We start from the raw sequence: 26,678 nt of genomic DNA on the forward strand, positions 1-26,678 counted from the left end.
TTCAGCGGCGTTGTCACTGCCCGCGCCTACACTCGGCAGAGCAGATCCGGCCCGGAAGCGGAGCCGGGCGGAAGACCCGGGCAGGGCCCGGCCGGAGCAGGAGAGGAGGCAGCGTGTCGCCCCCCGAGCCGCCGCCGCACGCCCTGCTGCCCCACCCCGCCGTCTTCCTGCCCGATCCGGTCCCGCGCCGCGGCCGCCTGGCCTTCTGGTCGCCCGAGGGCGCTCCCCTGCCCGAGGCCGCGGGGATCCCCGGCGCGGAGGCCGCGCTGATCGACGTCGTCCGCCCGCACGGCCGGGGGGTGCGCACCCGCGTCGTCCCCGCCGTGGTGCTGCCCGTGGCGGCGGCGCTGCCGCTGCTCGTCCGCGCCGCCCGCAGCCCGGCCGCCCACCCCGCCACCCGGGCCTGGGCCACCGCCGCCACGCAGGCGCTCGCCCTCACCGCCCGGGGCCGCCTGCTGCCCGGCCTCACCGCCGACGACACCGACGCCTGGCGGGCCGGCCCCCTCGCCGCCGAGGACGTCGCGGCGCTGCGCGCGGTCGCCGCCGCCCTCCCGGCCGAGGGCCACGCCGTGCCGCTGCCCGGCCGCCGCCCCGTCTCCCTGCCCGAGCCGGAGGCGCTGGTGCGGGCCTTCCTCGACGCCGTCGCCGACTGCCTGCCGCGCACCCCGGCCGCGCCGATCGCCGCCGGGCTGCCGTTCGCCGCGCAGGAGCCGCAGCGGGTGCCCGCGCTGCGCGACTGGGCGGCCCGGATCGCCGACGGCGCCGACGCGGGGGTCGGGCTCTCGCTGCGGCTGGACCTGTCCGCGTTCCGCCTCTTCGACGACACCGGTCCCGACCCCGAAGACCCTGGGCAGGGCGAGGTCCGCCGGTCCGGAGCCGCCGTCGTCCAGGTGCACAGCCTCTCCGACCCGACGCTCGTCGCCGACGCCGGGGCGCTGTGGGCGGGTGCCGCGCCCGTCGGATTCGGGCCCCGCGCCCGGATCGACGCCGTCCTGGCCCTGCGCCGGGCGGCCCGCGTCTGGCCGCCGCTGCTGCGGCTGCTGGACCAGCCCGCCCCCGACGTGCTCGCCCTGTCCGATCCCGAGCTGGAGGACCTGCTCGGCACCGCCGCGGAGCGGCTCGCCGCCGCCGGAGTGCCCGTCCACTGGCCGCGCGAGCTCGCCCGTACGCTCACCGCGACGGCGACCGTCCGGGCCACGGCCCCCGGCTCCGCCATCGACGGCACGGCCTTCTTCGACGCCGCGCACCTCTTCGCGTTCTCCTGGGAGATCGCCCTCGGCGGCGACCGGCTCACCCCCTCCGAGATGGACGCCCTCGCCGACGCCCACCGCCCGGTGGTCCGGCTGCGCGACCAGTGGGTGCGCGTCGACCCCGAGCTCGTCCGCAAGGCCCGCAAACGCGACCTCGGCCTGCTGGATCCGGTGGACGCGCTGACCGCCGTCCTCACCGGGACCGCCGAGGCAGACGGCGAGCCGGTGGAGGCCGTCCCCGCCGGCGCGCTCGCCGCCCTGCGGGACCGGCTCACCGCCGAGCTCGCACCGCTGCCGCAGCCGCCCGGACTGACGGCCACCCTGCGCGACTACCAGGCCCGGGGCCTGGCCTGGCTGGACCTGATGACCTCCCTCGGCCTCGGCGGCTGCCTCGCCGACGACATGGGCCTGGGCAAGACCGTCACGCTGATCGCGCTCCACCTGCACCGCGACCGCCCCGAGCCGACGCTGGTCGTGTGCCCGGCCTCGCTGCTCGGCAACTGGCAGCGGGAGGTCGAGAAGTTCGCGCCCGGGGTGCCCGTGCGCCGCTTCCACGGCGGCGACCGCAGCCTCGACGGCCTGGCCGGCGGGTTCGTCCTCACCACGTACGGGACGATGCGCGCCGCCGCCGCCCGGCTGGCGGCCCAGCCGTGGGGCCTGGTCGTGGCGGACGAGGCGCAGCACGTGAAGAACCCGCACTCGGCGACCGCGAAGGCGCTGCGGACCATCCCGGCGCCGGCGCGGGTGGCGCTCACCGGGACGCCGGTGGAGAACAACCTCTCCGAGCTGTGGGCGCTGCTCGACTGGACGACTCCGGGGCTGCTCGGCCCGCTGGCGGCGTTCCGCGCCCGCCACGCCCGGCCGGTGGAGCACCAGTCGGAGGAGGACGGCGGGAACGAGGCGGCGGTCGCCCGGCTCGCCGCGCTCGTCCGGCCGTTCCTGCTGCGCCGCCGCAAGAGCGATCCGGGGATCGCGCCCGAACTGCCGCCCAAGACCGAAACCGACCACCCCGTGCCGCTCACCCGCGAACAGGCCTCGCTGTACCGGGCCGCCGTCGACGAGGCGATGGCCGTGATCGAGGGGAGCGGGGGGATGGAACGCCGCGGCATGGTCATGAAGCTGCTGGCGTCGCTGAAGCAGATATGCAACCACCCCGCGCAGTACCTGAAGGAGGAGCGGCCCCGGATCGCGCACCGCTCCGGGAAACTGGCCCTGCTCGACGAGCTGCTCGACACGATCCTCGCCGAGGAGGGGGCCGTCCTGGTGTTCACGCAGTACGTGACGATGGGGCGGATCATCGAGCGGCACCTGGCGGCGCGGGGCATCCCCCACCAGTTCCTGCACGGCGGCACCCCGGTCGCGCAGCGGGAGGAACTGGTGCGCCGCTTCCAGGCGGGCGAGGTGCCGGTGTTCCTGCTGTCGCTGAAGGCCGCCGGGACGGGCCTGAACCTGACGCGCGCCGGGCACGTCGTGCACTTCGACCGGTGGTGGAATCCGGCCGTCGAGGAGCAGGCCACCGACCGGGCGCACCGGATCGGCCAGGAGCGGCCCGTGCAGGTCCACCGGCTCATCGCCGAGGGGACCGTCGAGGACCGGATCGCCGAACTCCTCGCATCCAAGCGGGCGCTGGCCGATGCGGTGCTCGGATCGGGCGAGGCCGCGCTGACCGAGCTGACCGACCGGGAGCTCGCCGACCTCGTGTCCCTGCGGAGGCCCGCATGATCACCGCGCGGGACGACCGCCGCCGCACCTTCGCCGCCCTCCCCGCCGGCGCGGACCCGGCCACCTGGTGGGGCAGGGCCTGGGCGGCGTCGCTGGAGCGGGCCGCGCCCGACGCGGCACGCATGGAGAGGGGGCGGGCGTACGCGGCGGAGGGGCACGTCGAGGCCGTCACGGTCACACCGGGCCGGATCGTGGCCTACGTACGGGGCAGCCGGGCGCGCCCGTACCGGACGGAGCTGGCCCTCGGGGTGCTCGCCGACGGCGAGTGGGAGGGTCTGCTGGAGGCCGTGGCAGGCGATCCGGCGGCGCTGGCAGCCCTGCTGGAGCGGGAGGTTCCGCAGGTGTTGGCGGAGTCCGTCCTGCCCGGGCCGGGCGAGCTCCTGCCGCGCTGCTCCTGCCCCGACACCGGCCGGCCGCCGTGCAAGCACGCGGCGGCGCTGTGCCACCGGGCGGCCCGCCTGTTCGACGAGGACCCGTTCGCCCTGCTCCTGCTGCGCGGCCGCGGCGAGCGGGAGCTGACCGCCGAGCTGACCCGCCGCAACGCCGCCCACGCCGCACGGGAGCGGCCCGCCGCCGCGGCCGGCTTCCCGGGCATCCCGGCGCGCGCGGCCCTCGCCCGCACGGTGCTGCCGCCGCTGCCCGCCCCGGCGGCGGCCCCGGCCGCGCCCGCGGCGCCGCCCGGATGGCCGCACGATCCCGCGATACCGGGCGCCCCGGACCCGCTGGCCCTGGACCAGCTCGCCGCGGACGCGGCCGCCCGGGCTCTGGCGCTGCTGGCCACCGGAGAGGACCCGTTCGGCGGGCTCGGCCTGTGGCAGGACGCCGTCCGGCTTGCCTCCGCCCACCACACAGCCGGCCTCACCGGGCCGGCCCGCACCCTGTACCGGGAGCTGGCCCGCGCCACCGGGCGGACCACGACGGACCTGGCGCGGGCCGCGGCCGCCTGGCGGCAGGGCGGCCCGGCCGGCCTCGCCGCCCTGGAGGAGCCGTGGGACCCGCCCGCCGGCCCCTTCGACCGGGCCCGCCCGGCGCTCCTCGCCGCCGCGCAGGGCTCCTTCCGCCCGGAGCGCAACCGGCTCACCTGCGTCACGCGCCAGCTCCGGCTGGGGCGTGACGGGCTCTGGTACGCGTACGAGTCCCGGCCGGGCGCCGAGGACTGGTGGCCGACGGGCCGCCCCTCGCCGGACCCGGTCAGCGCGCTGGCGGGGTGACCCCGTCGGACCCTGCCGGCCCGAGCCGGTCGGCCCAGGTGTGCAGGGCCGCGAAGTCGCGGTCGCGCAGCCCGTGCCGGGGGTGGATGCGCAGCAGCAGGGCGGGCGCGGGGTGGCGGGCGGCGACCCACGCCCGGTCCCGCGCGTTGATCATGTCGTCGACCCAGGCGAAGGGGCGGCCCGCCGCCCAGTCGAGGAGCATGCGGGTCTTCCAGGACAGCCCGTCCGGGTCGTGGGGGAACAAGTCCGACCACTCGATGTACGGGAGGTCGCCGGGCAGTCCGATGTGCGGGGAGACCAGCGTGTTGGCCTCGTCCATCCACGTCGTGGCCCAGGCCAGTTCGTACGGCAGGGCCAGCAGCCGGGCCCCGTGCCCCGGGTGCAGGCGGACGCGCTGGCCGCGGCGGGCCGACCGGGAGTGCGGGCGCCGGAACGACATCCACACCGAGGGGTGCATGCGGTGGCTGGTGTAGCCGCGGAACCCGGCGGTGTACGAGCGGAAGGGGTTGAGGGGGCCGTCCACGTCGAGGAAGAGCAGCGGTCGCTGAGTCATGGGACGGCCATACCCCCTACTCGATCGGGTGAAATGCCCTGCCCCGCTATAACCCGAATGGGTTTAACGCGTTGTTCCGGTGCGGGTACATGGCCCGTGAACTTCTCCGGAAGGCAGGGAATCTGATGCGTCACAGTCGCCGTAATGGCCTGATTGCGACGGTGGTCGCGGGAGGCGGACTCGCGGTCGCGGGTGTGAGCGGCTTCGCGTACGCCGACGCGGACGCGAGCGGCTCGGCCGAGGGCTCGCCGGGGCTGCTGTCCGGGAACCTGATCCAGCTGCCGGTGAACACGCCGGTCAACGTGTGCGGCAACACCGTGAACGTGGTGGGCCTGCTGAATCCGGCGGCGGGCAACAGCTGTGCCAACACCGGCTCGGGCAGCGGGTCCGCGCCGTCCGGGGGCAGCAGCACCGGCGGCGGCTCCCACGCGGAGGGCGGGGCGACGGGGTCGCCCGGCGTCGTCTCGGGCAACGGCATCCAGCTGCCGGTCGCGCTCCCCGTCAACGTCAGCGGCAACTCCGTGAACGTCGTCGGCATCGGCAACCCCTCGGTCGGCAACAGCTCCGTCAACGGCGAGCAGCCGAAGCCGCCGCAGCCCGTCGAGCCGCCGAAGCCGGTCAAGCCGGTCACGCCCGCCAAGCCGGTCCAGCCCGTCGCGCCGCCGAAGGAGCAGCCGGTGGTCCAGGACGCCCCGCCGAAGGGCCCGGCCCTCGCCCACACCGGCGCCGACGGCGTGGGCTACCTCGCGCCCGCCGCGGGCGGCATCCTCCTCGGCGGCGCGCTCCTGTACCGGCGGTTCCGCCTCCGGTAGGAGGTGCCGCCGGTCAGGGCGGGGCGGCCGCCGCAGCATCCGGCACCGCGCCGGAGGCCGGAGCCGCCGCCGCGCCGGGGCCGGCCCCGGGGGCCGCGGACTGCGGGGGGATGCGCCAGGCGTCCAGGACCGCGTCGATCTTCGCGGCCAGCCGGGCGCGGGCCGCGAACCGCGGCACCCCCGCCATCAGCAGCGCGTCGTACTCGGTGTCGGTGTGCCGCACGGCCGCCCGCACCGCCACGTACACGGCGGGCTCGTCCAGGGCCCGGCCGGCCGCGGTACGCCCCACCCGGCCGCTGCCCCGCACCGAGGCGTGCGCGGCGATGGCCTGCGCCCGGTCCGCGGGGCAGCCGGGGAACAGCCGCAGGATCTCCCCGGCGAACGCCGCCGTGAAGCGGACGTCCTCGGCGGCCCGCCGCAGCCGGTCCCGCTCGCGGCGGCGCGCCCGCGCCTCCGCGTCCGCCAGACAGGCTCGCTCCGCCCGGGCCAGCGCGGCGTCCTCCACGTAGACGCCCTGCCGTTCGTGGCGGTGGCGGCGCCGGTTGAAGCGGACGACGACCGCCGACAGGGAACTCGCCTCCCTGGCCCGCCGGGTGAGCGCCGCGTCCCCGCGCGGCAGGTAGACGAGGTGACCGAGGTCCGCGCAGTCCAGGCACCGCGGCACCCCCGCCTCGCGCACCAGGTGCCGCAGCGGGCCGCGGCGGCACCGGGCGCAGTGCACCGGCTTCGCCGACTCGAACACGACCAGGCTCATGACGGTGTGATACCGCCGTCCGGACCGGATATCACCTTGCCCGGCCCGTCCGTTGGCGCCGCGCCGCGGGCCGGGGCGGGGCGGGGCTCAGACCAGGCGGCGGATCTCGCCGCGGACCCGGTAGAACCCGCCGGAGGCCGCATGCAGCCCGTCGACCACGTAGCGGGCGCCCGGCTCCCTGATCCCCCGGGGGAACTGCACGTTCCACGACGGCTCGTAGCCGCCCGACACCACGTGCACCCGCAGCCGCCCGCCCTGCTGGACGCACTCCACCACCACGCCGTCCACCGGAGCGGCCGCCGCCGGGACGACCGCCACCGCCGCGGCCGAGGCCGCCGGGGTGTAGACGGGCAGCGCCGCCGCGGACTTCACGTCCACCGCCGTCGGCACCGTGCCCTCCCGGGCCGCCGAGATCGCCGCCTCGCTCGCGTCCACGCAGACCAGCGAGCCGTCCGTCGTCACCAGGTACAGCCGCTCGTCCAGGTACTGCATGGACAGCGCCGAGCCGCTGCCCGTGCCGAGCTTCCACAGCCGCCGCCCGTCCGCGGCGAAGCAGTACACCGACGAGGACGAGTCGCCCGCGAAGACGTGCCGGCCGTCGGGCGACGTCGCGCACGAGTACACCGCCGCGTCGCACCGGAACGTCGCCTCCAGCGCGCCCGTCTCCTTCGACAGGCGCTGGACGCAGTGCCGCGCCGTGCCCGCGAAGACCGCGTCGTCCTCCTGCCAGCCGAACAGCACCTGCCCGTTGGTCCGCGTGTGCCACAACTCGCCGCTGCCGTCCGGGGCGTAGGCCGTCACACCGTCCACGTGCCCGTGGTAGACGGCGTCCGCGTCGGCCCGGACCATCCACGCCTGCGCCCCCGACGACTTCCGCGACCACTGGAACTCGTCCTCGTGGTCGATCACCGTCAGGCCGCCGTTCGCGTCCGCGACGTTCAGCACGCCCTCGCGGATGTCCAGCCAGAAGATGTCGACGTCCTCCGCGATGTCGTACGCCTTGAACGGGACCTTCGAGGAGAGGTCGTACACGGCGCCGTCGTCACACCCCGCGTAGATCCAGAACTCGTCCGCCACCAGGCACTTGACCCCGTCCGGCAGCGAGTAGCGGGCCAGCACCTCGCCGCCGTGGCTCAGCGTGTACACGTCGCCCGCCTGGTTGCCGACCCAGCAGCGGTCCTCGTCCACGTGGATCCCGAAGGCGGAGGCGCCCGTCCGGAACCGCCACAGCACCGGGGCGACCGCCCGCGCCGTCGACGGCGCCGAGGCCACCTGGCGGCGCGTCACCGGACGGGCCGCGCGCTGCCCCTGGACCGCGGGGGCGTACCCCTTGCGGATCTTCTCCCCGATCTTCTTCGCGGCGGCCGCGCGCGCCCTCTCGGCGGTCGGGAACGACGACTGCTGCACCTGGCCGGCGGCCCCGATGCGCCCGTAGCGCACCACCACGGTGGTGCCGTCCACGACGACCTCGTAGAACTTGTGCGCCCCGCCGCCGTCCTGGGACAGCTCCAGGTACGTGGTCTCGCGAGCCATGACAGACCCCTCCCCAAGGTCGGGCCGACGGCTCCGTCCCGCCGGTGATCCCTTCGGGGATGAAGCTAGGGGCGGGCACTGACAATGGAACCCGTGCACCTGGAACCGATCACCTGGCAGCGGATGGCCGAGCGGCTCGCCGGCCACCTGGACGAGCACGCGCCGGCCGCGGACCCGCCGGCCTGGCAGCGCGTCGGCATCGACGGCGCGCCCGCCGCGGACACCGGCGGCCTTGCCGCGCTGCTCGCCGACGCCCTGCGCGCCCGCGGCCGGGCCGTCCTCGCCGTCCCCGCCGAGGGGTTCCTGCGACCGGCGTCCCTGCGGTTCGAACACGGCCGACGGGACGCCGACTCCTACCTCTCCGGCTGGTACGACACCGGCGCCCTGTGGCGGGAGGTGTTCGGTCCGACCGACCCGGGCGGCACCGGGCGCGTCCTGCCCGACCTGTGGGACCCGGCGACCGACCGCGCCACCCGCAGCCCCTACGCCGAACTCCCGCCCGGCGCCGCGGTCATCGTGCACGGGCCGCTGCTGCTGGGCCACTGGTTCCCCTTCGACCTCAGCGTGCACATCCGCCTCTCCCCGGGGGCGCTGGCGCGCCGCACCGGGGAGGCCGAGCGCTGGACCCTGCCTGCCTTCGCCCGCTACGAGGCCGAGACCGGCCCCGCGGCGCTCGCCGACGCCGTCGTCCGGGCCGACGACCCCCGCCACCCCGCCTGGACCGGCCTGCGCCGCTGACCCGCGGGCGCCGTCACGGGCGGCCGCCCAGCCGGGCCACCGCAAGGGCCGCCGACCGGCAGCCCGCCCGGGCCGCGCCGGCCGGATCCGCGCCCGCGAGCCGGGCCGCGAGGAACCCGCCCGTGAACGCGTCCCCGGCGCCCGTGGAGTCCACCGCGCGCGCCGGCTCCGCCGGGACCTCCGCGACGACCCGGCCGCCCTCGGCGACCAGCGCGCCCGCCGCCCCCCGCGTGGCGACCACCAGCGGCACGCGGCGGCTCAGCTCCGCCGCGGCCCGCGCGGTCCCCGCCGAGGCCGGCAGTCCGGCCAGCAGCCGGACCTCGTCCTCGTTCGGGAGCAGGACGCCGATCCCCGCCGCCGCGCGCAGGAAGCGGTCCGGACCGAGCGCGGTGAGGAAGCCCGCCGAGGCCGGGTCGACGCTCACCGGCACCCCGCGCGCCACGGCGTCGGCCAGCGCCGCGGCGGCCAGGGCGCGGGCGGAGTCGGCGAAGAACAGGTAGCCCGACAGGTGCAGGTGCGCGACCCCGTCCAGCAGGTCCGGCGACCAGTCCCCGGGGCCGAGCCGCAGCGCGGCCCCGCCGTCGGTCAGGAAGGTCCGCTCCGTGTCCCGGCCGACCAGGGCGACCACCGTCCCGGTGGGCTCGGCCGCGTCTATGAGCAGGCTCGGCCGCACCCCGGCGGTCAGCAGCGCCCGCTCGTGCCACTGCGCCGACTCCGCGCCCACCCGGGCGAGGAGGCGCACCTCCGGGGCGCCGGCGTGGGCCGCCCAGCAGGCCGCGTTCGCCCCGGCGCCGCCCGGCAGGGTGCGGATGCGGGCGGCGGTGTCGGTGGCCGGGGCCAGCGGCTCGGGGTGGACGGCGACCACGTCTGTCACCACGTCCCCGACGACCAGCAGCGCACCCGGCCGGGGCGCGCCGCCGGGGGATTGGCCGGCCGCCGTCACGGGCGGGCCGCCCAGGCCGCCGCGATCCGGGCGCCGAGCACCACGTTGCCCCGTACCGCCGCCAGGTTGGCCTCCAGGGAGGCCCCGCCGGTGGCCCGTACGAGGTGGTCCAGGAGGAACGGGGTCACGGCCTGGCCCGTGGTGCCGCGCCTGCGGGCCTCGTCGAGGGCCTCGGCCAGGACCCGGTCGTGCAGCTGCGGATCCAGCTGGTCCGCCTCGGCCACCGGGTTGGCGACGACCAGGGCCGACTCCGGTCCGCCCAGGGCGTCCTGGGCGGCCATCATCCGTGCCACCTCCTCGGGGCGGTGCACGGTCCAGTCGACAGGTTCGCCGGAGTCCGCCAGGTAGAAGCCGGGGAAACGTTCCGTCCCGTACCCGACGACCGCGACCCCGAGCGTCTCCAGCCGCTGGAGCGTCGCCGGCACGTCCAGGATCGACTTCACGCCCGCGCACACCAGCGTGATCCGGGTCCGCGCCAGCAGCCCCAGGTCCGCCGACTCGTCCTGGGACTGCGCGTACCCCCGGTGGACGCCGCCCAGCCCGCCCGTCGCGAAGACGCGCAGCCCGGCGCGCGCGGCGAGGAACGCGGTCGCCGAGACGGTCGTCGCCCCGGTCGCCCCCGTCGCGAGGGCGGCGGGCAGGTCCCGGTGCCCGAGCTTGCGTACGCCCTCCCCGGCCGCGATGCGCTCCAGCTGGTCCTTGTCGAGGCCCGCGTGCGCCACCCCGTCGATGACCGCGACCGTCGCCGGTACGGCCCCCTCCGCGCGGACGGCCGCCTCCAGCTCGGCGGCCACCGCCAGGTTCCGGGGCCGCGGCAGGCCGTGCGTGATGATCGTGGACTCCAGTGCCACGACCGGCTGTCCCTGCTCGACCGCCTCGCGGACCTCTTCGGACAGGACGGGCCCGGCGGGCCGCGGCGCAGATGCTGAGTGCTGTGACATGTCCCCATCCATGGCACCGGATCAGCACCCGCAAACACCCGCCGGCCGGACCGGTGCGGCACCGGCGCTGGACACAGTGCCTCGTTCCGCCGCCGGAACCGGACACTCAGGCCACCCCGGAGCGGCCCCCCGCCGCACTACGCTGGCGCCCCATGAGCACCAGCGATCACAGCGCCGCGGCCCCTGCGTCCTTCGCCGTCAGCGTGCCGGACGTCCCCGACACCGCACTCGAACCGGAGGAGCTCGACCCCGCGCAGGTCCTCTCCGGGAACCCCGCCGTCACCGGCAAGGTGCTGTGGGAGTCGCCCGACGGCAGCCAGGTCCGCGGGATCTGGCAGATCACGCCCGGGGTGGTCACCGACACCGAGGCCGACGAGCTGTTCGTGGTCGTGAGCGGCCGGGCGACGGTCGAGGTCGAGGGCGGCGCGACGCTGGAGGTCGGGCCGGGCTCCGCCTGCGTCCTGCGGGAGGGCGACCGGACGGTGTGGACCGTCCACGAGACCCTCCGCAAGGTCTACCAGATCACTTCCGCGCCGCGGCCTGCCGACGGGCCGTGAGCAGGGCGAGCGCCGCCATGGGCAGCAGCAGCGCCGCGGCGATCGCATTCAGCCAGCCGTAGCCGGCCGCGGACATCACCAGGCCGGAGGCGGCGCCGCCCACCGCCGCGCAGGTGTTCATCGTCAGGTCGCTGAGGCCCTGGACGGCGGCCCGCGCACCGGTCGGCACCGAGTCGGTCAGCAGCGCGGAGCCGGCGACGAGCCCGGCGGACCAGCCGAGGCCGAGCAGGAACAGGCCGAGGGCGTTCTGTCCGTGGTCCGGGCCGGCGGTGCCGGCCAGCAGTGCGGCGAGGGCCAGCAGTCCGGCGGCCAGGCCGATCACGGTGAGCCGGCCGAGGCGGTCCGCGAGCCAGCCCATCACCGGGGAGAAGGCGAACATGCCGGCGATGTGGCCGCTGATCACCAGCCCGATCAGCTGCAGCCCGGCGCCGTGGTGGGCGAGGTCGACCGGTGTCATCACCATGATCGAGACCATGGCGGTGTGCGAGACGGCGACGGCGACGAGCGCCACCCGGGCCCGAGGCGAGGCCCGGACGGCCGCGATCCCGGCGCGCAGCGAGTGACCCGCAGGACCGTGCCCGTCGGGCCCGGCGAGCGCGCGGGCGGTCAGCAGGGGGTCCGGCCGCAGCAGGACGGCGAGCAGCAGGCCGGTGAGGGCGAAGACGGCGCCGGCCCACACGAAGGGGCCGGCCGTCGCGGGTATGGAGGTGCCGGCGAAGCTGCGGCTGGCGGGCGCGGAGAGGTTCGGGCCGAGGACGGCGCCGAGGGTCGACGCCCAGACGACCACGGAGATGGCCCGCGCCCGGTGGTCCGGGGCGGCGAGGTCGGCGGCGGCGAACCGGGCCTGGAAGGCCGCGAAGGAGGCGGCCCCGAAGGCGGCCATGCCGAGCATCAGCAGCGGGAAGCTGCGGACCACGGCGGCCAGCACGACGAGGGCCGAGCCTGCGGCGCCGATCGCGTACGCGAGCACGAGGCCGGGGCGGCGGCCCCGCGCGGTCATGAGCGCGGCCAGCGGCAGCGAGACGGCGGCCGTGCCGATCACCGAGGCGGTCGAGGCGAAGCCGGACAGGGCCTCGCTGCCCCCGACGTCGGCGGCGAGGACCGGGGCCAGGGCGACGCTGATCGGCACGCCGACGCCGCCCAGGACCTGGGAGGCGATCAGCACCCACGAGGTGCGGCGGCGCAGCCGGGGCAGCTCCGCCGGGTCCACGGCGGCAGCCGCCGGCCCCGCGGTTCCGGCGCCGGGTGCGGCGCTCATGCCGGACACCCGCGGTGCGGCAGCGGCTGCGGGGCCGGGAGCAGGGCGGGGCGGAGGGCGGGGCGGCCTGGCGCGGCGGGAGTGGTCACCCCGGCAGTCTCCCAGCCGCCGCCCCGTGGCGGAACCGCCCACCCGGCCGGGGCCTTCCGCGCGGCGGCGTCCGGCCAGGTCAGAACAGCGGCTGCGGCAGGACGCCCTCCAGGGCCAGCAGGGCCCGCTTCGTCTCGACGCCGCCGCCGAAGCCGCCGATCCCCCCGTCGTTCTCCACGACCCGGTGGCAGGCGACCACCAGCGGCAGCGGGTTCGCCGCCATCGCGTGCCCCACGGCCTGGGCGCCGCCCGGCCGGCCGACGCGGGCCGCCAGCTCCCCGTAGCCGATGACCGACCCGTACGGGACGGAGCGGTCCAGTTCCTGCAGGACCTCCCGGTTGAAGCCGGTGCACAGCCGCCAGTCCAGCGGCAGCCCGAAGCTGCGCAGCGATCCGGCGAAGTAGCCGGCCATCCTGCGCACCGGCTCGGCGAGCAGCACCTCCGCGCCCGGCCGCGGGCGCCGGGCCCGCGCCCCGAGCCGGGCGGCCACCGCGTCGACCGCCGTGCGGACCCGGGCCTCGGAGCCGGCGTGGAACCCGACCTTGACGAGGCCCTGCGGGGTCGCGGCCAGCAGCAGCGGGCCGATGCCGCTGGGGACGACGGTCCATTCCAGGTACGGCCCGTCCGGCCGCTCGGCGGTGTCCACCCCTCCACCCTACGGGCGCCCGCCGACAGCGCGGCCCCGCCCGGGGCCGGCCGCCCGGCCGGGGTCAGGGCACGAGTGAGCCGAGCACCGCCTCCTGCACCGCCCGGTGCACCACGTCCGGGGCGTTCGAGATGATCCCGTCCACGCCCATGTCCCGGACCTTCCGCGCGGTCACGGCGTCGTCCACGATCCAGGTGTCGACCTCCAGCGCCCTGCCGTGGGCCCCGACCAGCCCGTGCACGGCGGCCACCCAGTCGGCGGAGATGGTGGTGTGCCAGGGGTTGATGCGGTCGGTGAACTCGGCGTACGCGGGCAGGTCGGCCACGGGCGGGGTGCCCAGGAAGGCCGTCACCACGTCCGGCCGCAGGCCGTGCACGAGGCGTACGCAGTCGGCGCTGAAGCTCTGCACCACGAGCCGGCGCTGCACGTGGGCGGTGTCGAGCCAGCCCTCCTCCTCCAGCACCCGCAGCGTCTGCTCCTCGATGCCCGGGTAGAGCTCCGGCTTCTTGATCTCCAGCAGCAGCCGCTGCCGGTTGCGCTGCACCCGGGCGAGGTACTCCCGCAGGGTGGGGACGCGGGCCCCGGCGAACGAGGCGCCGAACCAGCTGCCCGCGTCGAGCCGGGAGACCTCCTCCGCCGTGAAGTCCCGCACCCGCCAGGGCGCCCGGCCGGGGAAGACCTCCTCGACGTCGGTCGTGCGGGCCAGGGTGTCGTCGTGGATCACCACGAGCTCGCCGTCCTTGGTCCGCTGGACGTCGTTCTCCACCCAGTCGAAGCCCAGCCGCATCGCCGCGTCGACCGCGGCGAGCGTGTTCTCGGGCGCGTACGCCGAGGCGCCCCGGTGGGCGTACACGACGGGGCCGGGCAGGCCCGGCGCCGCGGCCGGGGCGCCCGGATCCGCGGCGGCCGCCGCGGACGCGCCGCCGAGCGCGGTGAAGGCGAGGCCCAGGAAGGCGGCGGCGGCCGCTGCGGCGGGTCGGAGGTACATGTGTTCTCCCTCGGGTCGTGAACCCTGCTGCTGCGTCAGACGGGCGCGGCACGGCAGCCGTTGCCGTGGTGACCACTGCGGTGTCCGTTGGGGCGATCATGGGCTCGAAGATCACCGGGCCGCCACCGAACTACGACAAACGGACCAGAACGGGGGAACGGCGCGCGGCGCGGCGCGTGCGCCGGCGGGCGGCGCCGCCCGCCGGGGGCCGGTGACTGTCGGCGCGGGGTCGTACGGTGGAGTCATGCGGCCCGTATCGAAGATCGAACGCACGGTGGCGCCTTTCGAGGTCGTCAGCCCCTACCAGCCCAGCGGCGACCAGCCGGCGGCCATCGCCGAGCTGGAGAAGCGCATCCGCGCAGGCGAGAAGGACGTCGTCCTGCTGGGCGCGACCGGCACGGGCAAGTCGGCGACCACGGCCTGGATGATCGAGAGGCTCCAGCGGCCCACCCTGGTCATGGCGCCGAACAAGACGCTGGCCGCGCAGCTGGCGAACGAGTTCCGCGAGCTCCTGCCGAACAACGCCGTCGAGTACTTCGTCTCGTACTACGACTACTACCAGCCCGAGGCCTACGTTCCGCAGTCGGACACGTACATCGAGAAGGACTCCTCCATCAACGAGGAGGTCGAACGGCTGCGCCACTCCGCGACGAACTCGCTGCTCACCCGGCGCGACGTCGTCGTGGTCGCGTCCGTCTCCTGCATCTACGGCCTGGGCACCCCGCAGGAGTACGTCGACCGGATGGTCCCGCTCAAGGTCGGCGAGGAGATCGACCGCGACCGGCTGCTGCGCCGCTTCGTCGACATCCAGTACACGCGCAACGACCTCGCCTTCACCCGCGGCACCTTCCGGGTGCGCGGCGACACCATCGAGATCTTCCCCGTGTACGAGGAACTGGCCGTCCGCATCGAGATGTTCGGCGACGAGATCGAGGCCCTCTCCACCCTGCACCCGCTGACCGGCGAGGTCATCAGCGAGGACCGCGAGCTGTACGTGTTCCCGGCGAGCCACTACATCGCCGGCCCCGAGCGCATGGAGAACGCGATCCGCGGCATCGAGGCGGAGCTGGAGGCGCGCCTGGCCGAGCTGGAGAGGCAAGGCAAGCTGCTGGAGGCGCAGCGGCTGCGCATGCGCACCACCTACGACCTGGAGATGATGCGTCAGATCGGCTCCTGCTCCGGCATCGAGAACTACTCGCTGCACATGGACGGCCGCGAGCGCGGATCCGCGCCCAACACGCTCATCGACTACTTCCCGGAGGACTTCCTCCTCGTCATCGACGAGTCGCACGTCACGGTCCCGCAGATCGGCGCCATGTACGAGGGCGACGCCTCCCGCAAGCGGACCCTCGTCGACCACGGCTTCCGGCTCCCGTCGGCGCTCGACAACCGGCCGCTGAAGTGGGAGGAGTTCCAGGAGCGCATCGGCCAGACGGTGTACCTGTCGGCCACCCCGGGCGCGTACGAGCTCTCCCGCAGCGACGGCTTCGTCGAGCAGATCATCCGCCCCACCGGCCTCGTCGACCCGGAGGTCGTCGTCAAGCCCACCGAGGGGCAGATCGACGACCTGGTGCACGAGATCCGGCAGCGCGTCGAGCGGGACGAGCGCGTCCTGGTCACGACCCTCACCAAGAAGATGGCCGAGGACCTCACGGACTACTTCCTGGAGCTCGGCATCGCCGTCCGCTACCTGCACAGCGACGTCGACACGCTGCGCCGCATCGAGCTGCTGCGCGAGCTGCGCGCCGGCGAGTACGACGTCCTGGTCGGCATCAACCTGCTCCGCGAGGGCCTTGACCTGCCCGAGGTGTCGCTGGTCGCGATCCTCGACGCCGACAAGGAGGGCTTCCTGCGCTCGGGCACCTCGCTGATCCAGACGATCGGCCGCGCCGCGCGCAACGTCTCCGGCCAGGTCCACATGTACGCGGACAAGATGACCCCGGCGATGGAGAAGGCCATCGAGGAGACGAACCGGCGCCGGGAGAAGCAGATCGCCTACAACACGGCCAACGGGATCGACCCGCAGCCGCTGCGCAAGAAGATCAACGACATCGTCGCGACCATCGCCCGCGAGGAGCTGGACACCGAGCAGCTCCTCGGCACGGGCTACCGGCAGGCCAAGGACGGCAAGGGGGCCAAGGCCCCGGTGCCGGCGCTGTCCGCCGCCGGGGCGGCCGCGGGCAGGGCGGGCGCGGGCAAGACCGCCAAGGGCGGCCGTGCCGCCGCGGTGCCCACGGACCGGCCCGCCGAGGAACTCGCCGCGCTGATCGAGCAGATGACCGAGCGGATGCGGGCCGCGGCGGCCGAGCTCCAGTTCGAGGTCGCGGCCCGGATCCGGGACGAGGTCGGCGAGCTGAAGAAGGAGCTGCGGCAGATGAAGGAGGCGGGCCTCGCCTGACAGGGGACCGGCTCAGTAGGGTGGCGGACAGCCGCAGGTACACGCTTGCCTGGGGGTGGCTATGAAAGGGGACGGCGCGTGACGGTCAACTTGTCCAAGGGACAGGCCATCAGTCTTCAGAAGGGCGACGGGGGCATGCTGACCTCCGTCCGGATGGGCCTCGGCTGGCAGGCGGCCAAGCGGCGCGGGCTGTTCGGGTCGCGCACCCGCGAGGTCGACCTCGACGCCTCCGCGGTGCTGTTCGCGGAGAAGCAGCCCGTGGACGTGGTGTTCTTCCGGCACCTGCAGAGCGACGACGGCTCCGTCCGGCACACCGGCGACAACCTCGTCGGAGGCGCCGGCCAGGGCGGCGACGACGAGTCGATCCTCGTCGACCTCCAGCGCGTGCCGGTCCACATCGACACGATCGTCTTCACGGTGAACTCGTTCACCGGCCAGACGTTCCAGGAGGTGCAGAACGCCTTCTGCCGCCTCGTCGACGAGACCAACGGCCAGGAGCTGGCCCGCTACACCCTCGACGGCGGCGGCCAGTACACGGCGCAGATCATGGCCAAGGTGTCGCGGGCCGGCGCCGGCTGGCAGATGACGGCCATCGGCGCCTCCGCCAACGGCCGCACCTTCCAGGACCTGATGCCGGCGATCCTGCCGCACCTGTAGCAGACACCGCGCGCACCGCGCCCTGCCGGGCGCGGTGCACCGAACGACAGCACGGCACGAGGCACGGGGGAGGGCTGCACGATGACGGCCGAACTGGTCCGGGGGCAGAACCACCCCCTGTCCCGCACCCGGGTGGAGATCAGGATCGCGGCGGACACGCCGGTGCTTGCCCTGGTCGCCGCCTGCGACGACACCGGCCGGATGGCCGGCCCCGGCGCGCTCGCGCACCCCGGGGCGCCGGCCGTCCTGCCCGGGCTCGCCGCCCCGGAGGAGGCGGCCGCAGCACACCGCTTCGCCGTCGACCTCAACGCCGCGGCGCCGTCCGTGCACCAGCTGCGCGTCGTCCTCGTGCTCCCGCCCGGCGGTCCCGCGCGCTTCGGCTCGGTCGCCGCCCCCCGGGTGGCCGTCGCCGAACCGGGCGGCGCCGACCTCGCCTGCTTCGCCCTCGCCGGCCTGGACGCCGAGGGCGCCGTCGTGGCCCTGGAGGTCTACCGCCGCCAGGGCGCCTGGAAGGTCCGCGCCGTGGGCCAGGGATACGCCGACGGCCTCCCCGCACTCCTCGCCGACGCCGGGCTCACCGCGCCGGCCGCCGCGGCCCTCGCCTCGGCGGCGGCGGGCGGGGCGGCGGGCCGGGTCGGGGGCGCCGCCGCAGCCGGCCGGGACGGCGCCGGGACCACCGCGGTGCCCGCCGCGGCGGCCGGCTCGCACGGCCTTGCCGCCCCGCAGGAGACCCCGCCGGCCGGCACCGCAGCGGGCCCGGCGGCAGCGGGCCCGGCGGGAGCAGCGCCGGAGCAGGACGGGCCGGCCGCCGTGCCCGGCCCCGTCCCCGCCTCCGGGACCCCGTACGCCGGCACGCCCGGCCCGGTGCCCGCGCCGGACGGCGCCGGCGGGCCGCCCACCGTCGACTACACCCACCCGCGCCGCTGCCGCAGCACCTCCGAGCCCCCCGAGCCCGCACCGCAGGCCCCTGCTCCGGCGGCTCCCGGCGAGGCGCCCGTGCCCGTCGCCGGCGACGCGGCCGGCTGGACCATGGACGAGCGGCTCTACAACCAGGTCTGGGGCATGTTCGAGGACCTGGCCCGCGCTGTCGCCGCCTACCGGAGCGCCTGCGAGTTCGCCGACTCCCGGCTCGACCGCGAACTCGACGCGGCCCTGTCCGACCCGCGCCACCGCGTGGCCGGCGCCGGCCACCCGGCCCGGGACGCCGCCCGCGCCCGGCGCGACGAGCTCGCCGCCCAGGCCCGCTCCGTCCTCGACCGCGACCTCGACCAGCTGGCCGCCGAGGCCGCCGTCGTCGAACCCGCCCTGCCCGCCGCGTACGCCCGCTGGGCGTCCCCCGTCTGGCACGGCGCCCCGGCGGCCGGCCCCGACGAGGCCCCGATGGCGCTGCGCCTGGGCGACCTCCACCTGCCCGAGCGCCCCGACCTGCGGATCCCCATGCTCGTCCGGCTCCCCCTGGAGCGCGGCCTGTGGATCGACAACGGCCGCACCGGCTCCGAGGCCGCGATGGCCGCCGACACCGACCGGCTGCGCCGGGCCGCCATGGACATGGCCGTCGCGCATGCGGCGCGGCTGCTCGCCGTGCACCCGGCCGGGCGGTACTCCGTGCACGTCATCGACGCGGCCGGGGCGGGCGCCGCGTCCCTCGCTCCGCTCGTCCACGCCGGGGTGCTGGCGGGGCCGCCGGCCGCCGGGGCCGCCGGGGTCGCCGAGACCCTGGAGCGGCTCACCCGCCGGGTGGACCTCGTCCAGATGGCGGTGCGGGCGGGAGCTCCCGAGGAGCTCCCGCCCGACGTGGACACGGCCGAGCAGTTGCTGATCGTCCACGACTTCCCGCACGGCTTCGACGACCGCGCCGTGACCCGGCTCCGCTACCTGGCCGACGAGGGGCCGGCCGTCGGCGTGCACCTGCTGATGGTGGCCGACCGGGACGAGGCCGCGGCCTACGGCCCGCTCCTGGACCCGCTGTGGCGCAGGCTGATGCGGCTCACGCCCGTCCCCGACGACCATCTCGCCGACCCGTGGGTCGGGCACGCCTGGACCTTCGAGCCGGACCTGCCGCCGGCCGGGAGCCTCGTCCTGGACCAGGCCGTGGAGCGGGCCGCCCGGGCCCGCCGCCATGCCCGCCCGTGACCATCACTTGGCCTCCCCTTTACCTTTCCCCCTTCCGCCGGGTATCGTCCTCCGTGCGGAGGGGAGTACTCCTGCTTTCCGGCTACGGCGTACCCGTCAGTACGGACCACCAGGTCCCGGGGCGCCGGCCCGCGGCCCCAGGGCCTCCGGGTGGAAGAGACCTCCGGCAGCGATGACGCCGACCCTGTGTCGCTGACCTGTGTCCTGAGCCATCTGCCGGAGGCCAAAGCAACGTGGACGTCTCGACGACCCTCTGGGTACTGACCATTGCCGGTCTGTCCCTCCTCATCGGCGCCGATTTCCTCATCGGCCGCAAACCGCACGACGTCTCCGTCAAGGAGGCCGGCATCTGGACGGTTGTCTGGATCGTCCTCGCGGTGCTCTTCGGCCTCGGCCTGCTGTTCTTCGGCAGCGCCCAGGCCTCCCAGGAGTTCTTCGCCGGCTTCATCACCGAGAAGTCGCTGAGCGTCGACAACCTCTTCGTCTTCGTCCTGATCATGGCGAAGTTCTCGGTGCCGTCCCACCTCCAGCAGCGCGTGCTGCTCGTGGGCGTGCTGATCGCCCTGGTCCTGCGCGCGGTGTTCATCGCCGCCGGCGCCGCGATCATCGCCTCCTTCTCCTGGGTCTTCTACCTCTTCGGCGCCTTCCTGATCTTCACCGCCTGGAAGCTCATCCAGGAGGCGCGGGCCGACGAGGAGGAAGAGGAGTTCGAGGAGAACCGCCTGCTGAAGACGATCGAGAAGAAGTTCGGCGTCGCCGACCGCTACCACGGCACCAAGCTCTCCGTCATCAGCAACGGCAAGCGCGTCCTGACCCCGCTGATGATCGTCATGCTCGCCATCGGCACCACCGACATCCTCTTCGCCCTGGACTCGATCCCCGCGATCTTCGGGCTCACCCAGGACCCGTACATCGTCTTCACCGCCAACGCCTTCGCCCTGATGGGCCTGCGCCAGCTGTACTTCCTCATCGGCGGCCTGCTCAAGAAGCTGGTCCACCTCAGCTACGGCCTGTCCGTCATCCTCGGCTTCATCGGCGTCAAGCTCGTCCTGCACGCCCTGCACGAGTCCGGCGTGCACGTCCCGGAGATCTCCATCCCGGTCTCCCTGGGCGTCATCTGCGGTGTCCTGGTGATCACCACCATCACGAGCCTCATCGCCGCCCGGAAGCAGGAGGCCGCCGAGGCGGCCGCCCGCAAGGAGAGCGTCGAGGCCTGACCGGCGCCGGCCGGGAGGCCGGACCCGGACGGACCTACGCGGGGGCGGTCGCTTCGGCCGCCCCCGCCTTCGTGCCCGCACCCCCGCCCGGCCCAGCGGTCGGGCGGGTCTCCGGGAGCAGCGCGAAGCAGGCCAGGCTCACCACGGCGATCCCGGCCAGGTAGGCCGCCACGCCCCACGGCGGACCCGAGCCGTCCGCCAGCGCCGTCGCCACGATCGGGGTCAGCGCCCCGCCCAGCACCCCGCCCAGGTTGTAGCCGACGGCCGCCCCGGTGCAGCGGATCCGGGGCGCGTACAGCTCGGGCAGGTACGCGCCGATCACCGACAGCACCGTCCCGATCGACAGCAGCGCCAGGACCGCTCCGGCGGCCACCGCCGGCGGGCTCGCGGTGCCCAGCAGGGCCGCGTACGGGACCATCCACAGCGCGCAGGCCGCGCACCCCGCCAGGCACAGGGGACGGCGTCCCCAGCGGTCGCCCAGGACCGCCGCGACCGGCGTCCACACGGTCATGACGGCGACCGCGAGCAGGATGCAGGCCAGCATCGTCGTCCGGTCCACACCGAGGTGCTCGGTGCCGTAGGCCAGGGACCAGGTGCTCACCCCGTAGAACACGGAGTACGCGGAGGCGAGCGCCCCGCCGGTCAGCAGGAGCAGCCGCCAGTGTCCGCGGAGCACCTCGGCGAGCGGGGCCTCGGCGCGGGATCCCGTCTCGGCGAGCTCCCTGAACTGCGGGGTCTCTGTGATGGAGCGCCGCAGCCACAGCCCGGCCAGGACGAGCAGGCCGGCAGCCCAGAACGGCACCCGCCAGCCCCAGGAGGCGAACTGGGCCTCGGTCAGCAGGGCGGACAGCGCCAGCACCAGGCCGTTGGCGAGGAGGAAACCCACCGACGGCCCGATCTGCGGGAAGCTCGCCCACAGGCCGCGCCGCTCGGGGGGCGCGTGCTCGACGGTCACCAGCACCGCGCCGCCCCACTCGCCGCCCAGGCCGAGGCCCTGGAGGAACCGCAGCACGAGCAGCAGGACGGGGGCTGCGAGGCCGATCGAGGCGTAGGTGGGCACGAAGCCGACGGCGACGGTGGCCACCCCCGTCAGCAGCAGCGAGGCGAGCAGCACCGGCCGGCGGCCGTACCGGTCGCCGACGTGCCCGAACAGCGCCGAGCCGAGGGGGCGGGCGAGGAAGCCCACGGCGAACGTGCCGAACGCGGCGAGGGTCCCGGCGAGCGGGGAGAAGGAAGGGAAGTAGAGCGGCCCGAGGACGAGGGCCGCCGCCGTGCCGTAGACGAAGAAGTCGTAGAACTCGATGGCGGTGCCGGCGAGGGCCGCCGAGGCCAGCCGCGGCATCGAGGGGGTCCGGGGACGGCCGGACGCGGTCGGGGAAGGGGCCTGTTGCATGGTGCAGCAGTTACCCCGGCCCGTCCGGCCCGGCCACGCGTCCGGCCGTCTTCGACCTGAACGAGTGCACCGGGGCCCGGCTGTGGCCGGGACCCGGCGGCTGCGGCGGGTGGTCTACCAGCCGCGCTCGCGCCACTCGGCGAGGTGGGGCCGCTCGGCGCCGAGCGTGGTGTCGTTGCCGTGGCCCGGGTAGACCCAGGTCTCATCCGGCAGCTGCGCGAAGAGCTTGGCCTCGACGTCGTCGATCAGGCTGGCGAAGGCGGACGCGTCGCCCCACGTGTTGCCGACGCCGCCCGGGAAGAGGCAGTCCCCGGTGAAGACGTGCGGGTGGCCGTGCGGGTCGTCGTAGACGAGGGCGATCGACCCGGGGGTGTGCCCGACCAGGTGGCGGGCGGTCAGGGAGACCCGCCCCACCGTGATCGTGTCGCCGTCGGCGACGAGTACGTCGGTGGGCACGGGGATGCCCTCCGCGTCCAGGGCGCCCGCGTAGGTGCGGGCCCCGGTGGCGTCGACCACGGCCTGCAGGGCGCCCCAGTGGTCGCCGTGCCGGTGCGTGGTGACCACGGACGCGATGCCGTCGCCGCCGATCAGGCTGAGCAGCGTCTCCGGCTCGGCGGCCGCGTCGACCAGCAGCTGCTCGCCGGTGGACCGGCAGCGCAGGAGGTAGGCGTTGTTGTTCATGTCACCCACGGCGACCTTGGAGATCATCAGGTCCGCGAGTTCGTGCACGTCGGCGGGACCGCCGACCTTGACCGCTCCGCTGTACGTCATGGTTCCGATCCTAGAGCGGGGGGAGGGCCGGGAGGGCCCCTCCGGACACGGTGAGGGAGGCGCCCTTGTCGCCGCGGCCGGCGAGCCAGGCCAGGAGGGCCGCGGCCGGGCCGGAGACGGTGACGGCGGGGTCGCCCGCCGAGCCGGTCCGCCAGGTGCGCCCGTCGTCGGAGGCCAGGGCCGTGGGCGGTACCTCGGGGCGGCCGCTCCAGCGGTCGGCGAGGAAGTCGATCTCGCGGGCGGTGAAGTCGGCGGGGAGGTCCTCCAGCCCGTAGCCCACGTTCAGGTCGACGTGGTGCAGCTCGACCTCGGCGAGGCGGCGGAACGGCACGTTCGAGGCGAGGTCGGTGACGCCGCCCCGCAGCTCGACCGTACGGGACCAGTCCTGGTCGGCGGCGGTCTCGGCGAGGAAGGCGGCGTGGCTGCCGCGCAGGTCGGCGAGCTGCTCGTCCAGGGTGCGGCCGGAGCCGGCGGCGATGTCCGCGTCGCGGGCCTCGGCGCTCTCGTACATGGGGCGGCCGGCGAGGACGTTGACGAGGGCGTCGGCGTTGCGGGCGAGGTGGGCCAGCACGTGGCCCCGGCTCCAGCCGGGAAGGTGTGACTCCCCGGCCAGAGCGGCGTTGTCCAGTTTCGCGACCGCGGTCAGCAGCCGGTCCGTGGCTTCACGTACAGAGTGCAGGTCGTGCACATGATCGGTCATGGGGGCGAGCCTAGTGGCACCGTTCCCGGGGCCACACGAACGGGTGAAGCAGACGGCGGAGTGCCGTAAATCGAATGCGCGTGCTATACGCTCGGAAGTCCAGCCCGACTCCATTGCCGAGGCGCCCCCCATACCCTGGGACGGGGGCCCGTGCCCCCGCTCTCTCAAGAAAGGTGCGGACCGGCGTGACCGACCGACTCATCGTCCGTGGCGCTCGCGAGCACAATCTCAAGAACGTCTCGCTCGACCTGCCCCGCGACTCGCTCATCGTCTTCACCGGTCTGTCCGGGTCCGGCAAGTCCTCCCTGGCCTTCGACACGATCTTCGCCGAGGGGCAGCGCCGCTACGTCGAGTCCCTCTCGTCGTACGCCCGCCAGTTCCTCGGGCAGATGGACAAGCCCGACGTGGACTTCATCGAGGGCCTCTCCCCGGCCGTCTCGATCGACCAGAAGTCGACCTCCCGCAACCCGCGCTCCACCGTGGGAACGATCACCGAGGTCTACGACTACCTGCGCCTGCTCTTCGCGCGCATCGGCAAGCCGCACTGCCCCGAGTGCCGCCGGCCGATCTCCCGGCAGTCGCCGCAGGCCATCGTCGACAAGGTGCTCGCCCTGCCCGAGGGCAGCCGCTTCCAGGTGCTCTCGCCGCTGGTGCGCGAGCGCAAGGGCGAGTTCGTCGACCTCTTCGCCGACCTCCAGACCAAGGGCTACAGCCGCGCCCGGGTCGACGGCACGACCGTCCAGCTCTCCGAGCCGCCGGTGCTGAAGAAGCAGGAGAAGCACACCATCGAGGTGGTCGTCGACCGCCTCACGGTGAAGGAGAGCGCCAAGCGCCGCCTCACCGACTCCGTCGAGACCGCCCTCGGGCTCTCCGGCGGCATGGTGATCCTCGACTTCGTCGACCTCGCGGAGGACGACCCCGAGCGCGAGCGGATGTTCTCGGAGCACCTGTACTGCCCGTACGACGACCTGTCGTTCGAGGAGCTGGAGCCGCGCTCCTTCTCCTTCAACTCGCCGTTCGGCGCCTGCCCGGAGTGCACCGGCATCGGCACCCGCATGGAGGTCGACCCCGAGCTGATCGTCCCCGACGAGGAGAAGTCGCTCGACGAGGGCGCCGTCTCACCGTGGTCGCTCGGCCACACCAAGGACTACTTCCAGCGGCTGGTCGGGGCCCTCGCCGACGAGCTGGGCTTCCGCACCGACATCCCGTGGGCCGGGCTTCCGCAGCGCGCGAAGAAGGCCCTGCTGTACGGGCACAAGACGCAGATCGAGGTCCGCTACCGCAACCGTTACGGGCGGGAGCGGGCTTACACGACGGCCTTCGAGGGCGCCGTGCCCTTCGTGCGGCGCCGGCACGCGGAGTCCGAGAGCGACGCGAGCCGCGAGCGCTTCGAGGGCTACATGCGCGAGGTGCCCTGCCCCACCTGCCGCGGGACCCGACTGAAGCCGATCGTCCTCGCGGTGACGGTGATGGAGAGGTCCATCGCCGAGGTCGCCGCCATGTCGATCAGCGAGTGCGCCGACTTCCTGGGCCGCCTCCGGCTCGACGCCCGCGACAAGAAGATCGCCGAGCGGGTCCTGAAGGAGGTCAACGAGCGGCTCCGCTTCCTCGTCGACGTCGGCCTGGACTACCTCTCGCTGAACCGCGCCGCGGGCACCCTCTCCGGCGGCGAGGCCCAGCGCATCCGCCTGGCCACGCAGATCGGCTCCGGCCTGGTCGGCGTGCTGTACGTGCTGGACGAGCCGTCCATCGGCCTGCACCAGCGCGACAACCACCGGCTCATCGAGACCCTGGTCCGGCTCCGCGACATGGGCAACACCCTGATCGTCGTCGAGCACGACGAGGACACCATCAAGGTGGCCGACTGGGTCGTGGACATCGGTCCCGGCGCCGGCGAGCACGGCGGCAAGGTCGTGCACAGCGGCTCACTGGCCGAGCTGCTGGAGAACGGCTCCTCGATGACCGGCCAGTATCTCTCGGGCAAGAAGTCGATCCCCGTCCCGGAGATCCGCCGCCCCGTGAACGGCGACCGCAGGCTCACCGTGCACGGCGCGAAGGAGAACAACCTCCGCGACATCGACGTCTCCTTCCCGCTCGGGGTGCTCACGGCGGTCACCGGCGTGTCCGGATCGGGCAAGTCGACCCTGGTCAACGACATCCTGTACACGCACCTGGCGCGGGAGCTGAACGGCGCCCGGTCGGTGCCGGGCCGCCACACCCGCGTCGAGGGGGACGACCTCGTCGACAAGGTGGTGCACGTCGACCAGTCGCCCATCGGCCGCACACCGCGGTCGAACCCCGCCACCTACACGGGCGTCTTCGACAACATCCGCAAGCTGTTCGCGGAGACGATGGAGGCGAAGGTGCGCGGCTACCTGCCGGGCCGCTTCTCCTTCAACGTCAAGGGCGGCCGCTGCGAGAACTGCTCCGGCGACGGCACCATCAAGATCGAGATGAACTTCCTGCCGGACGTGTACGTCCCGTGCGAGGTCTGCCACGGAGACCGCTACAACCGCGAGACGCTGGAGGTCCACTACAAGGGCAAGTCCATCGCGGAAGTCCTCAACATGCCGATCGAGGAGGCACTCGGCTTCTTCGAGGCCGTCCCCACGATCTCCCGGCACCTGAAGACGCTGACCGAGGTGGGACTCGGCTACGTCCGCCTCGGGCAGTCGGCGCCCACCCTGTCAGGCGGCGAGGCCCAGCGCGTGAAGCTGGCCTCCGAACTGCAGAAGCGGTCGACGGGCCGGACGGTGTACGTCCTGGACGAGCCGACGACCGGTCTGCACTTCGAGGACATCTCGAAGCTGATCAAGGTGCTGTCGGGGCTGGTCGACAAGGGCAACTCGGTGATCGTCATCGAGCACAACCTCGACGTCATCAAGACCGCCGACTGGGTCATCGACATGGGCCCGGAGGGCGGCCACGGCGGCGGCATGGTCGTCGCCGAGGGCACGCCCGAGCAGGTGGCGTCCGTCGGCGCCAGCCACACCGGCAAGTTCCTGCGGGACATCCTCGGCGCGGACCGGGTCTCGGACGCGGGCCCGTCCGCCGCCCCGGTGCGGAAGGCGGCCGCGAAGAAGACCGCGGCCAGGAAGACGGCCGCCCCCGCGAGGAAGGCCGCGGCGAAGAAGGCGGCCCCGAAGGCCCGCAAGGCGTAGCCGCTGCCCGCGGCATCCGCCCGCGGAGATCGGCGAAGGGCCCGGCCGTCCGGCCGGGCCCTTCGCCGGCCGGGGCCCAGGGGCGCCGGGGCGCGGCGGCCGGTCCAGTGCTGTGGCCGGGAGGGTGAACCTTCCCGGCCCCAGCACTAACGTGGAAGCAGTCCCCCGCAGTGCGCGGCGGCCGCGGGCAGGCGGGCACCTCATCCGCACGTCCCCGTGCCCCCACTTCGCGCAGCCCGTCCGGTGTGCCGC

General features: G+C 74.9%; 21 protein-coding genes. 10 read left to right on the forward strand and 11 right to left on the reverse strand.

Going from position 1 to position 26,678, the window contains the following annotated elements; all coding sequences use genetic code 11:
- The first annotated feature begins 113 nt into the window (after positions 1–113).
- Both MUK52_RS23710 and MUK52_RS23715 read left to right on the forward strand, forming a co-directional pair.
- On the forward strand, positions 114–2,972 hold the full coding sequence (locus tag MUK52_RS23710) for an SCO1167/SCO6262 family helicase (RefSeq protein WP_284579852.1): 2,859 nt from the start codon (positions 114–116) through the stop codon (positions 2,970–2,972).
- Entirely contained in the window at positions 2,969–4,183 is a 1,215-nt protein-coding gene (locus tag MUK52_RS23715; protein WP_114057103.1) for an SWIM zinc finger family protein, read from the forward strand. Before MUK52_RS23710 ends, MUK52_RS23715 begins: the two co-directional genes overlap by 4 nt.
- On the opposite strand, the gene MUK52_RS23720 is transcribed toward MUK52_RS23715, so the two are convergent.
- Positions 4,164–4,736 (reverse strand): HAD domain-containing protein, encoded by a 573-nt coding sequence (locus tag MUK52_RS23720; protein ID WP_284579858.1) that lies wholly within the window; start codon positions 4,734–4,736, stop codon positions 4,164–4,166. The genes MUK52_RS23715 and MUK52_RS23720 overlap by 20 nt on opposite strands.
- Positions 4,737–4,861: 125 nt before the next feature.
- On the opposite strand from MUK52_RS23720, the gene MUK52_RS23725 reads away from it, so the two are divergent.
- Complete coding sequence (locus tag MUK52_RS23725; protein ID WP_284579864.1) at positions 4,862–5,548, forward strand: chaplin; 687 nt, start codon at positions 4,862–4,864, stop codon at positions 5,546–5,548.
- Between the two features lie 13 nt (positions 5,549–5,561).
- On the opposite strand, the gene MUK52_RS23730 is transcribed toward MUK52_RS23725, so the two are convergent.
- Positions 5,562–6,302 carry a DUF2293 domain-containing protein gene (locus MUK52_RS23730; RefSeq protein ID WP_284579869.1) on the reverse strand — a complete coding sequence of 247 codons (741 nt, stop codon included), beginning with the start codon at positions 6,300–6,302 and terminating at the stop codon, positions 5,562–5,564.
- An 87-nt stretch (positions 6,303–6,389) separates the two neighbouring features.
- Entirely contained in the window at positions 6,390–7,835 is a 1,446-nt protein-coding gene (locus tag MUK52_RS23735) for a WGR domain-containing protein (protein ID WP_284579871.1), read from the reverse strand.
- 93 nt (positions 7,836–7,928) lie between these two features.
- Here MUK52_RS23735 and MUK52_RS23740 point away from each other — a divergent pair, with 93 nt between their 5' ends.
- On the forward strand, positions 7,929–8,573 hold the full coding sequence (locus MUK52_RS23740) for a nucleoside/nucleotide kinase family protein (RefSeq protein WP_114058856.1): 645 nt from the start codon (positions 7,929–7,931) through the stop codon (positions 8,571–8,573).
- A gap of 13 nt (positions 8,574–8,586) precedes the next feature.
- Here the strand turns inward: MUK52_RS23740 and MUK52_RS23745 are convergent, their stop codons facing one another.
- Both MUK52_RS23745 and MUK52_RS23750 read right to left on the reverse strand, forming a co-directional pair.
- Entirely contained in the window at positions 8,587–9,516 is a 930-nt protein-coding gene (locus tag MUK52_RS23745) for a carbohydrate kinase family protein (RefSeq protein WP_174250443.1), read from the reverse strand.
- The gene (locus MUK52_RS23750) at positions 9,513–10,457 is read right to left on the reverse strand and encodes a pseudouridine-5'-phosphate glycosidase (RefSeq protein WP_114057099.1); all 945 of its coding nucleotides are present in this window, start codon (positions 10,455–10,457) and stop codon (positions 9,513–9,515) included. The genes MUK52_RS23745 and MUK52_RS23750 overlap by 4 nt, the downstream gene beginning before the upstream one ends.
- A gap of 152 nt (positions 10,458–10,609) precedes the next feature.
- Between MUK52_RS23750 and MUK52_RS23755 the strand changes: the two genes are divergently transcribed.
- Positions 10,610–11,014 carry a cupin domain-containing protein gene (locus MUK52_RS23755; RefSeq protein ID WP_114057098.1) on the forward strand — a complete coding sequence of 135 codons (405 nt, stop codon included), beginning with the start codon at positions 10,610–10,612 and terminating at the stop codon, positions 11,012–11,014.
- Here the strand turns inward: MUK52_RS23755 and MUK52_RS23760 are convergent.
- The 3 genes from MUK52_RS23760 to MUK52_RS23770 form a co-directional block, all read right to left on the reverse strand.
- Entirely contained in the window at positions 10,980–12,272 is a 1,293-nt protein-coding gene (locus MUK52_RS23760) for an MFS transporter (protein ID WP_114057097.1), read from the reverse strand. The genes MUK52_RS23755 and MUK52_RS23760 overlap by 35 nt on opposite strands.
- Positions 12,273–12,441: 169 nt before the next feature.
- A complete protein-coding gene (locus tag MUK52_RS23765) occupies positions 12,442–13,008 on the reverse strand; it encodes a methylated-DNA--[protein]-cysteine S-methyltransferase (RefSeq protein ID WP_114057096.1) in 567 nt (188 codons plus the stop codon).
- 64 nt (positions 13,009–13,072) lie between these two features.
- Positions 13,073–13,996 (reverse strand): glycerophosphodiester phosphodiesterase, encoded by a 924-nt coding sequence (locus MUK52_RS23770; RefSeq protein WP_114057095.1) that lies wholly within the window; start codon positions 13,994–13,996, stop codon positions 13,073–13,075.
- A 244-nt stretch (positions 13,997–14,240) separates the two neighbouring features.
- Between MUK52_RS23770 and uvrB the strand changes: the two genes are divergently transcribed.
- The 4 genes from uvrB (at position 14,241) to MUK52_RS23790 (ending at position 20,401) form a co-directional block, all read left to right on the forward strand.
- A complete protein-coding gene (gene uvrB, locus MUK52_RS23775; protein ID WP_284579881.1) occupies positions 14,241–16,394 on the forward strand; it encodes an excinuclease ABC subunit UvrB in 2,154 nt (717 codons plus the stop codon).
- 78 nt (positions 16,395–16,472) lie between these two features.
- Positions 16,473–17,051, forward strand: a complete 579-nt coding sequence (locus MUK52_RS23780) for a TerD family protein (protein ID WP_284579883.1) — start codon at positions 16,473–16,475, stop codon at positions 17,049–17,051.
- A gap of 81 nt (positions 17,052–17,132) precedes the next feature.
- Positions 17,133–19,184 (forward strand): TerD family protein, encoded by a 2,052-nt coding sequence (locus MUK52_RS23785; RefSeq protein WP_284579885.1) that lies wholly within the window; start codon positions 17,133–17,135, stop codon positions 19,182–19,184.
- Between the two features lie 233 nt (positions 19,185–19,417).
- On the forward strand, positions 19,418–20,401 hold the full coding sequence (locus MUK52_RS23790; protein ID WP_114057091.1) for a TerC/Alx family metal homeostasis membrane protein: 984 nt from the start codon (positions 19,418–19,420) through the stop codon (positions 20,399–20,401).
- Between the two features lie 34 nt (positions 20,402–20,435).
- On the opposite strand, the gene MUK52_RS23795 is transcribed toward MUK52_RS23790, so the two are convergent.
- The 3 genes from MUK52_RS23795 to MUK52_RS23805 all read right to left on the reverse strand — a co-directional run bounded on the left by MUK52_RS23795 (position 20,436) and on the right by MUK52_RS23805 (position 23,265).
- Positions 20,436–21,743 carry an MFS transporter gene (locus tag MUK52_RS23795; protein WP_114057090.1) on the reverse strand — a complete coding sequence of 436 codons (1,308 nt, stop codon included), beginning with the start codon at positions 21,741–21,743 and terminating at the stop codon, positions 20,436–20,438.
- Between the two features lie 165 nt (positions 21,744–21,908).
- Entirely contained in the window at positions 21,909–22,565 is a 657-nt protein-coding gene (locus MUK52_RS23800; protein WP_114057089.1) for an MBL fold metallo-hydrolase, read from the reverse strand.
- A gap of 10 nt (positions 22,566–22,575) precedes the next feature.
- Positions 22,576–23,265, reverse strand: coding sequence for a maleylpyruvate isomerase family mycothiol-dependent enzyme (locus MUK52_RS23805; RefSeq protein WP_284579890.1), 690 nt, complete (start codon positions 23,263–23,265; stop codon positions 22,576–22,578).
- A gap of 185 nt (positions 23,266–23,450) precedes the next feature.
- Between MUK52_RS23805 and uvrA the strand changes: the two genes are divergently transcribed.
- Positions 23,451–26,426, forward strand: coding sequence for an excinuclease ABC subunit UvrA (gene uvrA / locus MUK52_RS23810; RefSeq protein WP_114058854.1), 2,976 nt, complete (start codon positions 23,451–23,453; stop codon positions 26,424–26,426).
- The last annotated feature ends 252 nt before the right edge of the window (positions 26,427–26,678 follow it).

The sequence above is a fragment of the Streptomyces sp. 2P-4 genome (assembly GCF_030167965.1).
Classification (GTDB): domain Bacteria; phylum Actinomycetota; class Actinomycetes; order Streptomycetales; family Streptomycetaceae; genus Streptomyces; species Streptomyces globosus_A.